Source organism: Butyricimonas muris (genome assembly GCF_046365375.1).
GTDB classification, from domain to species: domain Bacteria; phylum Bacteroidota; class Bacteroidia; order Bacteroidales; family Marinifilaceae; genus Butyricimonas; species Butyricimonas muris.
This window is the reverse complement of record NZ_JBKEIT010000013.1, coordinates 81208-95489: the sequence shown is the minus strand read 5'-3', so window position 1 is coordinate 95489 and position 14282 is coordinate 81208. Positions and strand designations below refer to the sequence as shown.

Genomic DNA, 14282 nt, shown 5'->3' with positions numbered 1-14282 from the left:
AATAAGACGTTATGCGAAAGATATTTATATTTGTGATTGTAGCTTTGAGTTCGTGGACTGCCTGCACGGACAATGATAATGACTTGGGACCGGATATCCCGTTTGGCGAGAGTTATAAATTGCCGCAGGGGAAATCTCCGGCAGACGATCGGGTGGTGGCTTTGTTCGAGAAGTATGGTTCTTATTTCTTGTACGAATATTCGCAAAAGGATTTTAACTGGACGCAGGTTGCGGTCTCTACCGGTAATAATATATTCGGGACGATATTGGGGGATCCGCAGTATTTGGGAGGGATGTTGGATTTGCTGGAAGAAGTTTGGTTGAATTATTATCCGGATGATTTTTTAGAAAAGAATCTTCCTTACCGGATACTTCTTGCTGATTCCGTGAAACAGACCTATACTTACGAGAGGCCTGCAACTTACCTTAAGTTATATCTGACGACGAATACGTTGGCTATTGCGGGATTAAATGAAGATGTGGGTTCTATGTCGCTTGCTGACAAAAAGTCGACAAAGAATTGGATACAACAGGCTTTCTTGGATCATTTATTAAATATTAATGCTATTGAAGCTCCCAATGAATTTTATCAAGTTAGCGATTACACGAAAGCTACTGAACGAGATCCGACGAATGCCCGGGAGCGAGGTTTTATTCCTAATATAGACAGTGAGGAGCAATACGGATACGCGAGTGAATGGTGTTATTTCGTGGATTATTACACGAAGATGTTATCAAAAGACACTGATTTCAAGCAGTACGTGAAAAATATGATTAGTCATGCCGTGACAGAGGAGAATTCATGGGCAACTTATCTGACTTTTCCGTTGGTAAAGAAGAAACATGACATTTTGCAAGCGTATTTCCTCGAAAAGTACGGCATTGATTTACAAGCGATCGGGAATGCCAACTCCGGTTATGTCGAGTAGTTTTTATTAGTTTATAAATTATACTGAAAGTCACTTGTGCTATCGCCGAAAGGCGATAGCATGGGACGACTATGTCTTTTGAATTTGGTGTTCGTTGTATGGAATAATTTAAATAAATCACTAAATGGAAAATTCAATTGTAAAAGTAGAGCATTTATCTCATCGTTACAGTGTCCAATGGGCTATCCGGGATATTAATTTCGAGATTAATCAACGGGGTATCATGGGACTTCTCGGCTCCAACGGGGCGGGAAAATCAACGACGATGAATATTATATGCGGGGTGTTAAAGCAGACAGAAGGAAATGTGTTTATTGACGGGATTAACCTGCGGGAGAATCCGGTGGAGGCGAAGAAGAATATCGGATTCTTGCCTCAAAAGGCTCCCTTGCATTTAGATTTCACGGTAGACGAGTATCTGACGTATTGTGCGGATCTTCACATGGTGGATAAGAAGCAGATTAAGGCGGCGGTGGATGAGGCGAAGGCTCGTTGCGGGATTACACATTTCAGCAAACGGGTGTTGCGGAATCTTTCCGGGGGATACCAGCAACGTGTGGGTATCGCGCAGGCTATCGTGCATAAGCCGAAATTCGTCGTGTTGGATGAACCGACGAATGGATTGGATCCGAACCAAATCACTGAAGTACGCCATTTGATAAAGGAAATAGCGGAAGAGCGTTCGGTGTTGTTGTCTACCCATATTCTTTCCGAAGTACAGGCTACTTGCCGGGATATTAAGATGATCGAGAACGGACAGATGATATTTTCGGGCAGTATCGAGGAATTTGATAATTATATCCAACCGAATACCCTGCTAGTGGAATTGGATACGCCGCCGATGGAGTGCGATCTGCTTATGCCGGGAATCTCCAAGGTGGAAACCTTGTCGGAAAGACGATTCCGTTTGCGGTATGACGGTGATCAGGATACGGCTAAGCGTGTGGCTGAAACTTGTGTCACGAGAGGATGGGGATTGATCGAGCTGGTGATCGAGAAGAGTTCGCTGGACGCGATATTTGCCCAATTATCAAAAAGTGCTTCCAAGGGGAGAAAGTAGTATGTGAATTTATACGAGAAGAATATTATGAGAAGAATATATAAAATTGCAAAAGCGGAGTTGGCTACCTTGTTTTATTCTCCGGTAGCATGGTTTATTTTGGTCGTGTTTGCGTTTCAAGTAGGGATGACGTTTGTCGGGTTGATGGAAGAAAAGGCGCAGGCGAATACCTTAGGTTACGCGTGGGGGATGCAAACGGCTTCGTTATTAGGTGGTATGCGCGGCTTGTACACGATCGTGCAACAATATCTTTACCTGTATATGCCTTTGTTGACGATGTCGTTGATGAGCCGGGAATATAGCAGTGGTTCCATTAAGTTGCTTTACGCGTCGCCGGTGACTTCTACCCATATCATTCTGGGAAAATTCCTTTCCATGATGCTTTACGGGTTGGTGTTGATGGGAGTGTTGTTTATCATGGTGTTGTTTGCCGGTTGTGTTATTGATAATTTCGGATTCAAGGAAGCTTTGGTCGGTTTGCTGGGACTTTACTTGTTACTGTGTGCTTACGCGTCTATCGGTCTGTTCGTATCTTCGCTGACTTCCTATCAGGTAGTTGCCGGTATCGGGACCTTGGTGATTCTGGCCGCGTTAAACTACGTGAACCAAGTAGGACAGAGTTATGATTTTGTGCGTGATATTACCTATTGGCTTTGTATTTCAGGACGTTCGGGAGAGATGATTGCCGGATTGATTTGCAGCGAGGATATAATCTATTTTATCGTGGTGTCGGCAATGTTCTTGTCACTAGCTATTTTGAGATTGAATTCAACCCGTCAGTACGCCCCGAAGGGTGTCATGTGGGGAAAGTATCTGGGAGTGATTGCGGGAACTTGTCTGATCGGTTATATCACTTCCCGCCCGATGATGATGTGTTTCTATGATTCGACGGAAACGAAACGGATGACACTGACGCCTGTAAGTCAGGAAATCATGAACTCGCTGGAGGATGGAATGACGATAACGACTTATGTGAATTATTTGGATCGAGATGCTTATTACGGGTGGCCCGAGATGGTGAACGATGATAAAAGGCGTTTCAAGCAATATCTTCGCTTCAAGCCGGATATTAAGATGAAATATGTTTATTATTATGATACGGTGACTACTAATCCTTGGCTGATGAGTCGCTATCCGGGAAAAACAATTGACGAAATCGCAAAAGAGGAGTCTGAAAAAAGGGACTGGGATATCAAAAAAATGCTGACACCGAAACAGATTAAAAAGATAATCGATTTGGAACCGGAAGGGAATGCTTTTGTGCGGTTGGTAGAACGGAAAAACGGACAAAAGGCTTTCCTGCGGCTGTTTAACGATATGGAAAAACACCCGAGTGAGGCGGAAATCGGAGTAATGTTCAAACGTTTTGTAATGGATATGCCCAAAGTGGGATTCCTTACCGGACACGGGGAACCTTCCATCACCGGAGAGCGGAAACGGGATTATTTGTTGTTTGCCGGGGAGAAAACATTCCGCCATTCATTGCTGAATCAAGGATTCGATACGGAAGAGGTTTCTATTTCGGGTGATGCTGATATTCCCGGTTATATAAATATTTTGGTTATTGCCGATATGTCAGAACTTTTGACTCCGGGAGAGATGACGAAATTGAACAAGTATATCGAGCGTGGCGGCAATTTGTTGATTGCGGGGGGAGCCGGGAAACAGAGCGTGATGAACCCGATCGTGGAACCGTTAGGTGTACGTTTGTTACCGGGAACATTGGTACAGAAAAAGGTGGATATTCTTCCGAATTCCATGATGGTGAATGCCGTGCCCGAAACGGTGAAAGAGCTTTCGTATCATTACGAGTTCATGTGGCTGGTACGTAGGTTTAAAGTGAACATGAAGGATGCCGTGGGACTGGATTACACGACGGATAAGGGCTTTACCGTGCGGGAGTTATTGCGAACCGATTCTACCGGATGTTGGAATGAGATGGAAACACGGGATTTCGTGAATGATTCCGTGGTATTGAATCCCGCGGCGGGAGAGATCGAACGAATGTACCCGACGGCTTTGGCTCTATCCCGTAAAATAGGTGATCGCGAACAACGAATCATGATCTTGGGAAATGCCAGTTGTATCAGTAATGACGGGGTAGCTGGAGAACGAGGGGTAGCCGTGGCGAATTATCCGTTGGTAACCGGGACGTTCCATTGGTTCTCTTACGGGGAGGCGCCTTTGGATGTACGCCGTCCGAATGGGTCGGATGTCGGGATTCATCTGAAACGTCCGGATATGCCGTACGTGAAGATTGCCTTCATGGGTGTTGTTCCCGTGATTCTGTTGTTGTGGGGTACGATATTGTGGATTCGTAGAAAGAGAAATTAATAAAAAGAAATTGAAATAATGGGATTTCGGATAGATAAACAAACTTTGAACGACTTGGTGATATTGAGCGCCGGGGCTAACAAATCGGTGTACGAAATCTTCAACAGGACGCATACGCGAGGAGGGGCAAAAGTACTGGAAGAGATGTTCCAGTACCCCCTTTCCGAATACGATTTGATTGCTAACCGGAGTGCGGCGATACGTTACTATCAAGAGTGCGGGATGGAATTTCCGTTTAGAGCGGCTATTTTCGATGCCATCGAGTTTTATCTGGATAACACGGATACCCGTAGTCAATTGATGAGTCAGAATAATACGCTGGAATGGAAAGTGAAAAATCTGATGGGAGCCGAAACGGGATATACATGGATACAAAACGGTATTCTGGGATGTCTTGAATTGTTGAATACCTTGAATGATTTTCTGAATAAAACCGGAAGCACGGACAGTAAAGACGTGACCGAGGTAAATGTGAACTTGAAGAATTTGTTGGACAATGAAAAGTGGGCATGGTATGCGGGTAAGAAAAAGATAAATTACGAGGAAGCCGTCGTCTATGACCGGATTCTTCGGTTCGAGGAACGGGAGAATTTCCGAAAGATACTTCATTACGTTTATTTGATGGATGTATATATCGCCGTGGCACGGGTCGCTAAGGAACGAGGGTTTGCTTTTGCTTCCGTGCTTCCTGCCGAGCGCAACGTGTTGAAGATAAAAGGTGCTTTCCATCCGTTTTTGGCGAAACCGATAGGCAACACGATCGATGTGGACGAGAATAGCAATATCATTTTTCTCACGGGAGCCAATATGGCGGGGAAATCCACGTTTATGAAAACTTTTTCCATCGCGATATTCCTTGCGCACGTGGGGTTCCCCGTTCCGGCGGAAGCGATGGAGTTCTCCGTGCGCAACGGGATGTTCACGACTATTAATCTGCCCGATAACCTAAGCATGGGATATAGCCATTTTTACGCGGAGGTATTACGTTTGAAGAAAGTCGTGATGCAATTGCAACAGACCAAGAATCTCGTGATCGTGTTCGACGAACTTTTCCGGGGTACGAATGTCAAGGATGCTTATGATGCCACGCTTGCCGTGACGGAAGCCTTCGCGGGTGTTCCCAATTGCTTGTTTTTGATTTCTACACATATCATAGAAGTCGGTTTAGTTTTGAAAGAACGGTGTAAGAATATTCGTTTTGTTTATCTTCCGACTAAAATGGAGGGGAGCAAACCGGTTTATACTTATCGGCTGGCAGAGGGGATCACGAATGACCGACACGGAATGATTATCATCAATAACGAGAGAATCATTGATATTATAAACGGGGAAGGAGGAAAATCATGAGTTTTGAAACGGATAAACAGACTTTGGACGATTTGAACATATTGGGTAAGTATAGCAGTAATTCGGTTTATAGCTTGTTTGGCGGATTGGTAACCAGAGGGGCGGAACGATTGATGGATCAGATGTTTGCCCACCCCTTGACGGATGCTGATGAGATAAACCGGAGAACAGCGATTTTCCGTTATTTTAAAACGCATGCCCTTGAATTTCCCGGTGATTCCGAGGAACTGGAAGAGATCGACCAGTACATAGGGAATGCCGATCGTACATCTTGGTTTGTCAATTTGTTGTTGCTGTGCAAAATGAAGTCTTTGGAGTTGATTAGTAAAGACGAGCATTTTGGCATCTGGCGTGCCGGCATGGAAGCGACTATTCATTTCTTGCGTGAAAGCAAAGCGTTTCTCGAGCGGGTGAATGAAGATATAGCGGACAATCCATTGGAAGAACGAGTGAAGTGGGGATTGGATTTGTTGGATAATAAGGCTTTTGCCCGGTTGTTGGAAGATACGACACGACCTTTGAGTTTCGGTCAGATGTTTTCTGTCGACCGTTTGTTGCGGAGCGTATGGCTCAAGCCGTTGCAGGAGTTACTCGGCCTTTTCTGCGAGATAGACCTTTACATAGTGGTCGGACGAGTGGCTCGTGAATATGACTTCTGTTTCGCGGAAGCCATGAAAGAGGGAGAGGTATCTATCGAGATAAAAGGTTTGCATCATCCCTGCATCCGTAAGGCTGTTTCCAACGATCTTTCCATAACCCGCCAGAAGAATATCTTTTTCCTGACAGGAGCGAATATGGCGGGGAAGTCCACGCTGATGAAATCTTTCGGTATCGCGGTGTATATGGCACACATGGGATTCCCCGTGGCTGCCCGTGAAATGCGTTTTGCCGTGCAGGACGGGATGTATACCTCTATCAATGTGCCGGATAATATAAACATGGGATACAGTCATTTTTACGCGGAAGTGCTTCGGGTGAAGAAAGTAGCTATCGAGGTGAGCCTTTCCAAACGACTCGTGGTGATCTTCGATGAACTTTTCAAGGGTACGAATGTCAAGGATGCTTATGATGCCACGTATGCCGTGACCTCGGCTTTGGCAAAGCGCCACGCTTGTTCCTTTATGATCTCGACGCATATCATCGAGGTCGGTCATGAGTTGGGTAAAAATTGCGATAATGCAACCTTTGCTTACTTGCCCACGGTGATGAACGGGAGTGTACCGACTTACACCTATAAGTTGGAACCGGGAATAACCAATGATAAGCACGGTATGATTATCATTAATAATGAGCGGATTGTCGAGCTGATTCGGGAAGTGAAGTAAAGGGGATATTCCGGATGATATAATTACCTCGTCGATGATTAATTGTCGATGAGGTAATTTGTTTTATAGCTAATTACTGGTGTGGTTGTTTTTCTCGATTATATCGTTTATTTTTGCTGTGATAGTAATATGTACATGGAAGATAAGGAAATCGATATTTTAATTCGTCTGCAGAAGCGTGACCGGGAAGCGTTTCGGTTTCTTTACGAGCAGTATTTTGCTAAAATGGTTTTATTTGCCGAGAGTTACTTGTATGACGAGGAGGAGGCGAAAGATCTGGTACAGGATTTATTTTTTTATATCTGGGATCACGCGAAGACCTTGCAGGTGATGACCTCTTTGAAAGCATATCTTTATACCTCTTTGCGGAATCGCTGTCTGAATGTGTTGCGTGATCGTAAAATCCGGGATGAGCATAACGATAAGTTATTTGAAGCACAATTGTTTTCCGGGACGGAAGATGTTGTGATTGATGAAGAAGTACAGCGGCGTCTGCAAGAAGCCTTAGACTCATTGCCGGATCGGTGCAAAGAGATTATCTTGTTGAAGGTGGTGGAAGGAAAGAAGAATCGGGAAATAGCCGAGCAATTGGATATTGCCGAAACGACGGTAAAGACTCAGGTACAACGGGCATACCGGATGTTGCGTGAGAAGTTGGTGCCGATTCTATTGTTGATAGAATGGCTCCAGCAGGGGTAATGCGTTCGTGAGCTTAAAAATCTTTTGTTAAAATCATTTTTTTTGTACTCCGTTTTTTATTCCTGTGTGTCTTAGGTGTGTAATTGTGATGAAACTATGACAGACAGGATGCATATAAATTGGGATATCATTGTGCGACGGCTATTGCATGAATCTTCGGAAGAGGAGAATCAGCTAGTGGAGAAATGGCTTGCGGAGGATGAAGCGAACCGGGAATATTACCGGAAGGCGAAGCATTACTTTGACGTGTACTACACGGGAGAGGAGTCCCGGAAAGTAGATTCGGAAGGTGCGTGGGCGGAGTTCGTTACTTATACCGATAAGTCTTCCCGTAAATTTTTATGGAAGAAAGTCATCGGGTATGCAGCAGCGGTGCTTATACTTTTTGGGGTGGGATTCACGTATTGGATGTCGGATAGTCGGGTAAAACAGCCGGAGGCGGTAGCCGTGAATAAACCGTTGAAACCGGGTACGATGAAAGCGTTTTTAGTATTTAATTCGGGAGAACAAATTGCATTGACCGATTCGTCCGTCTTGGAACGGGTGGTTGAGGAGTACAAGCAAAAAATGGTGACCTCTCGAGATATGCAACAGGAAAAAGAGGAATATAATACACTTGTTATTCCAAGAGGAGGTGAGTACAATTTGGTATTGGCAGATGGGACAAGTGTGAAACTGAATTCCGATTCGAAATTGAGTTTCCCGGAGAGGTTTATCGGGAAAGAGAGAAGGGTACGATTGGAAGGTGAGGCTTTATTTCAAGTGGTAAAGGACACGGGGCATCCTTTTATCGTGGAAACGGAAAATGGAGAGGTCGAAGTTTTGGGAACGGTGTTTAACGTGAATGCGTATCCCGATGAAGAATTCGTGCAAACCACGCTGGTAGAGGGGAAGGTAGCATTCCAAGGAACAGGAATGCCGGATGCATTGGTAATTACTCCCGGAGAACAAGTAACCTACGATAAAGAAACCCGAGAAGCGGATGTCGTGAAAGTAGACACGGAAATCTACACGGCATGGGCTGAGGGGAAATGGATTATCGAGGGCGAGAGATTGGAAAATATCATGAAACAACTGGCTCGTTGGTATGATGTGAAAGTTTTTTATCAAAACCCGCGAGTCAAGGATTTAGTTTTCACGGGTGACTTGGAAAAATACAATAACTGCGAGGTCATATTGAATATTATATCCATGACGACAAACGTGGTTTTTGAAGTAAAGGATAATACTATAACTGTAAAAATGTAATAAATAAAAACCGGAAGGTGTTGCGACCACCTGCCGGCTGAAAATGTGTTAATCTTTGTATCAATCTTAACATTAACAAGACAAATGTATGAAAAAAAATCGAAACGAGGGCTACCCCGCTAAGTGGGTATGTCTAAAAAAAATGATTTTAGTGATGAAACTGACGTGTTTTTTTACGGTGCTCTTACTATTACAAGTTTCGGCGGCAACTTACTCGCAGAAGCGGGTGAACTTGGATGTCGAGAATGTAAGTATGTTGGATGTAATTCAAGAATTACGCCAGCAGACGGGTTATAAATTCTTTTTTAATCACAACGAATTAGAAAAGGTGAAAGATGTTTCCGCGAAGTTCGAGAACGAGGAGTTGGAGAAGGTATTGGATGCGATTCTCGGGAAAGTGAATTTGGCTTATCGCGTGGAGCAAGGTGTGATTATTATTGTATCGGGCAAAGGGAATGACGAGAAAAAGGAAGTCGTACGTATCACGGGAAAAGTGACGGACGAGAAAAAACAGCCGCTTCCCGGGGTAACTGTTATCGTGAAAGGTTTGACGCTGGGGACAGCTACCGATACAAAGGGAGCGTTCTCGTTGACTTTACCGAAAGCAGAGAATATATCGTTGCTTTTTTCATTTATCGGGATGGAAACACAAGAAGTGAAATACACGGGGCAGGATACTCTTCGTGTTGTCATGAAAGAATCAGCCGAACAATTGGATGAAGTGATCGTGCGAACCGGGTATCAGAATATTGATAAGCGTAAATTGACCAGTGCCGTGCAAACCATCAAGATGGATGATATAAGGGTTGCGGGAGTGAACACCATCGACCAGATGTTGGAAGGACGTATTCCGGGTATGATTTTCATGCAGAACTCCGGTCAGGTGGGTGCCGCACCGAAATTGAGGATACGGGGTACTTCGACTGTTCTGGGCAATAGGGAGCCGTTGTGGGTGCTGGACGGGGTGGTTTTGACCGATCCGGTGAACGTGGATCCGGCACAAATCAATGACTTGGACTTCGTGAATCTGTTGGGGAATGCCATTTCGGGATTGAATCCTAACGATATAGAACAAATCGACGTGTTGAAGGATGCTTCGGCAACGGCTCTCTACGGTGCTAAAGCAGGTAACGGGGTGATTGTGATCACGACGAAAAAAGGGAAGGCTGGTCCTCCCAGCGTGACTTATTCCGGGACGGCTTCTTTTACACGGCGTCCGCGTTACAGTGACCGGGCTATATATCTGATGAATTCAAAGGAGCGGGTAGATGTTTCCCGGGAGTTGGTAGAGCGTGGTGTTTATTATAACAATGTGGATAGCTGGGTAGGATACGAGGCTGTGGTACAAGATTATTACAATGGTGCGATTGATTATAAGGAGTATAACCGGTTGGTTTCGTATTACGAGACATTGAACACGGATTGGTTTGATATTGTGTGTCAAGATGTGTTTTCACATAACCATACGTTAAGCCTGTCGGGTGGTTCTACCAATATCCGCTATTATGCTTCTCTCGGGATGAGCGATGAGAACGGGGCTATAAAAGGCGAGAATAACAAACGCTATTCAACGACGTTGAACTTGACGGCTAATTACGAGCGTTTTACTGCACGCTTCCAACTTCAGGGAAATGTATCGAGCCGTGATTACAATCCTTCGGAATTAGGCGTTTTGGATTATGCTTATAATATGAGTCGTGCCGTTCCGGCTTTTAATCCCGATGGTTCCCGTTATTTTTATCAGCGGACAGGTAGCACTATGCCGGTGTTTAATTTCAACGTGTTGAACGAAATGGATAATTCCGGGGATAAAACCAAGGGAAGCGCTATTAATATGCAGGCACATATCGGTTACAACGTTATCGATGATTTAAAACTGGAGGGAACATTATCTTACGCGGTAAGCAACACGAATCAAGAGATTTATTTCACGGAGGATACCTATTACGTGCACAAGTTACGTGCCGACCAGACGGAACGGAATGACTTGTGTCCTATCGGTGGTGAATTGCGGAAAAGTGAGGTGCGCAATACCAGCTGGATGGCCCGGGTGCAAGCAAATTACGTCAAGAACGTGGGAAAAGAGGGTAAGCATAACGTGAGTGGTTCTGCCGGTTTGGAATTGAATTCTCAAAGATACGATGGTTTCAATATTACACGTCGTGGGTATCATAGAGATCGGGGTAAATTGTTTTCTTCTATTCCCCAGACTTACACGGGATATTATAACCAATTTATGGCAAGTGCCAATGCTTTAGGGGTTATCACGGAAAATTTGACGAATTCGGTAGCGTGGTACGCGATGGCCGGGTACGATTATGACAACCGCTATATGTTGAATTTGCATATTCGAGGGGAGGCGTCCAATTTGTTCGGGTCACGGGCAAATGATCGAATGATGCCGATTTGGGCGTTGTCCGGTCGTTGGAACGTGAAGCAGGATATTTTGAAATCTGTTGATTGGGTGGATGACATCGCATTAAGGGGTTCTTTCGGTTATCAGGGGAATATGTTGAGTAACCAGACCCCGAATATGATTATTAGGCAAGATATTGACTATTCAGGGAAATACGGTGAGTTTAATTCGAAGGTAGCCCATTACCCGAATCCTGATTTAAGATGGGAAAAGACAGCCTCCACGAACGTTACATTGGATTTTTCGCTTTTGAAAAACAAGATTAACGGTTCGGTTTCATACTATTATAAAAAGACACGGGATGCATTTTTGACCAAGACTATTTCCGAAATCAATGGAACCAAGCAATACGTGGTAAATAGCGGGACGCTTGTAAATAAGGGAATAGAGGTGAGTTTGAATTTTACCCCGATCAATCGTGCCGGGCTGGATGGCGGGAAGAGAGGGTTTGTTTGGCGCATAGATCCTCAGTTGGGGCAGGTGTTGAATGAATTGGTAAATAGTGCGATAAATAACCGGAATAACGTGTTGCGGGATGAGATCGAGTATACTGATATGTTGACCGGTGACGTGGATATTGCCGGGGAGCCTTTGAATACATTCTATTCATATCGCTTTAAAGGATTGAGTCCGGTAGACGGTTCTCCTATTTTTTACGGGGCGGAGGATGAATTGCAGGATGAGCTGAGCAAGAAATATAACAATATGGAACGGGAAGATGTCTTTTTGGAGGTAATGGAGAGATCAGGACGGCGTGAGCCTTACCTGCAAGGGGGAATCTCGAATTATTTCGGGTATCGGAATTTCGGTTTATCGTTTAATCTGGCTTATAGTTTGGGTAATAAAATTCGTTTGTTGAAATTGTGTACCGAATACGGGACAACCAACCCCAATCCGTCAAGCAATTTGCGGCGTGAATTTGTAAATCGTTGGAGAAAGCCGGGTGACGAGAATTATACCAATATTCCTGCGTTGAATACAGTTGCGGGAGCCCATACTAATCCATGGTGGAATAGCGGACCGAATGTGACACATACAATTGCATCTAATATTTACGAGATGTATGACAATTCGGACATCCGGGTGGTAAGTGGAAATTACTTGCGCTTATCGTCGCTTTCTTTCCGTTACAACGTGGATGATCGGTTTTGCAAGAAATTAGGTCTTAAGTCTGCCTATATCAACTTGACGGGAACGAACTTGTTCACGATAGCCCATAAAAAATTGCGGGGACAGGATCCTACCCAGTCCGGTTCGTCGCCGAGTGTAAATCTTTCGGTACGTCCGACTTACTCGTGTAATCTTAGTATCACTTTCTAAAATTTGAGCGATGAAAAAAAGAGTTTTAATTTATATATTCGGGGTGCTTGCCCTTGGTCTTGGCTCTTGCGGTGATTTTTTGGAAGAATATTCGCAGAATCAACGATATGCAACCACGGCGCAGGATTTGGACGAGTTGCTTAGAGGTGAATGTTTTATGCAAACGCCGAACCTTACTTCCAGTACTCAGGAAACGATGAGTTTCAGTAGCGGGCTTACCATGAATTACCCGTGGTTGCACGTGATGGATGATGATGCGGAGGAATTCGTGGAGGGGGTATTCCCTTACACTTCGAATTACCCGCGTAATGTACTGGGTTCTTTCTATCATTGGGGTTCCGACCCGTTTTTGACTTTGGAGAACGACCAGTACAGGGATAATGATTGGGAACGGTTTTACAAGAGTATAGGGGTATTGAATTCCATCATTTACATGGCGGACGAATTTCGTTCGAAAGAAGAGGATATCGAGTTGTTGAACAGGGTGGAAGGCGAGGCGCGTTTTCTTCGGGCAGGTTATTATTTCCTGTTGGTAAATATCTACGGGATGCCTTATAGCAAAGCTACCGCGTCCCGTGATGCCGGAGTGCCTTTAAAAATCACGGAACATATAGAGGATAAATATTTTAGCCGTAGTTCGGTGGAAGCGGTGTATTCGCAGATAGTCACGGATCTTAAACGTGCAACTGTTTGTCTGGAAGGTATAATACCTTCTTCGACATTGCGGGTTGGGGAAGTTGCCGCCAACGCGCTGTTGTCGAGAGTGTATTTGTATATGGAAGAATATGAGGCATGTATTGCCGCCGCAGACGAGGCAATGTCGGGGGCTTATTCGGTGATGGATTTGAACAGTTGGACAGATGGGAAAAACGTGATTTCATGGACATCGCCCGAAACGATTTTCACGCAGGGGGGGAATGCTGTTGTTTCGACATTCTTGAATTCTTCGACCGATTGGAATAATCCGAATCCGGATTATACATATCCGGAGCAAGCGTTTTCGTACCAAGTGTCCGAGGAGCTGTTGAGATGTTATGGCGATGGGGATTTGCGCAGAACCGCTTTTTTCAAGAATTCTTTGTACGCGGCTATTCCCGATAAGTATAAGACGTGGACGGATTATAATGATAATGACGAGATTGGGGCGGATTTTTTGATTCGTTTGCCGGAAGTGATTTTGAATAAGGCAGAGGCATTGGCGATGTTGAACCGGGATGGGGACGCGAAAACCGAGTTGGAAAAATTGCGTTCCAAACGATTCGCGGTAGCTCCGTCGGTAACGGAAACGGGTGGGTCATTGATTGACTTTATCCGCGATGAACGTCGTCGGGAGCTTTGCTTCGAGGGACATCGTTGGTTTGATTTGCGACGCTATGCCGTGAACAGTATTCACCCTCTGCCGGATAATTTCACTATTCGTCACCGGAATAATGCTTATGAAGCAAATTCACGAACTTGGTATGAAAACGGTTATTACGAGTTGAATGCTTACACGCGAGATCGTGCGGCTTGGATGATTCCGATTCCGAACTATGCTATTGAATTTAACCGGGGAGAACTCCAGAACGAGATTCGCCCGAATAGAGAACTTCAAAGAGATTGAT

9 protein-coding genes are annotated in these 14282 nt (G+C 44.7%); all 9 read left to right on the top strand.

Annotated elements, in window-relative coordinates:
- Positions 1–11: 11 nt before the first annotated feature.
- Positions 12–929, top strand: a complete 918-nt coding sequence (locus tag ACK8P8_RS19240) for a hypothetical protein (RefSeq protein WP_410026151.1) — start codon at positions 12–14, stop codon at positions 927–929.
- A 124-nt stretch (positions 930–1053) separates the two neighbouring features.
- A complete protein-coding gene (locus tag ACK8P8_RS19235) occupies positions 1054–1989 on the top strand; it encodes an ABC transporter ATP-binding protein (protein ID WP_227217078.1) in 936 nt (311 codons plus the stop codon).
- 27 nt (positions 1990–2016) lie between these two features.
- On the top strand, positions 2017–4323 hold the full coding sequence (locus tag ACK8P8_RS19230) for a Gldg family protein (RefSeq protein ID WP_410026150.1): 2307 nt from the start codon (positions 2017–2019) through the stop codon (positions 4321–4323).
- Between the two features lie 18 nt (positions 4324–4341).
- Entirely contained in the window at positions 4342–5670 is a 1329-nt protein-coding gene (locus ACK8P8_RS19225; protein WP_410026149.1) for a MutS-related protein, read from the top strand.
- Positions 5667–6995, top strand: coding sequence for a MutS-related protein (locus tag ACK8P8_RS19220; RefSeq protein WP_369860202.1), 1329 nt, complete (start codon positions 5667–5669; stop codon positions 6993–6995). The genes ACK8P8_RS19225 and ACK8P8_RS19220 overlap by 4 nt, the downstream gene beginning before the upstream one ends.
- Before the next feature lie 135 nt (positions 6996–7130).
- Positions 7131–7694: an RNA polymerase sigma-70 factor gene (locus ACK8P8_RS19215; protein WP_227217074.1), complete on the top strand. Its 564-nt coding sequence runs from the start codon at positions 7131–7133 to the stop codon at positions 7692–7694.
- 96 nt (positions 7695–7790) lie between these two features.
- Positions 7791–8942, top strand: coding sequence for a FecR family protein (locus tag ACK8P8_RS19210; RefSeq protein ID WP_369860201.1), 1152 nt, complete (start codon positions 7791–7793; stop codon positions 8940–8942).
- A gap of 88 nt (positions 8943–9030) precedes the next feature.
- Positions 9031–12678 (top strand): SusC/RagA family TonB-linked outer membrane protein, encoded by a 3648-nt coding sequence (locus ACK8P8_RS19205; protein ID WP_369860200.1) that lies wholly within the window; start codon positions 9031–9033, stop codon positions 12676–12678.
- Positions 12679–12688: 10 nt separating this feature from the next.
- Positions 12689–14281: a RagB/SusD family nutrient uptake outer membrane protein gene (locus ACK8P8_RS19200; protein WP_369860199.1), complete on the top strand. Its 1593-nt coding sequence runs from the start codon at positions 12689–12691 to the stop codon at positions 14279–14281.
- Position 14282: the final 1 nt, after the last annotated feature.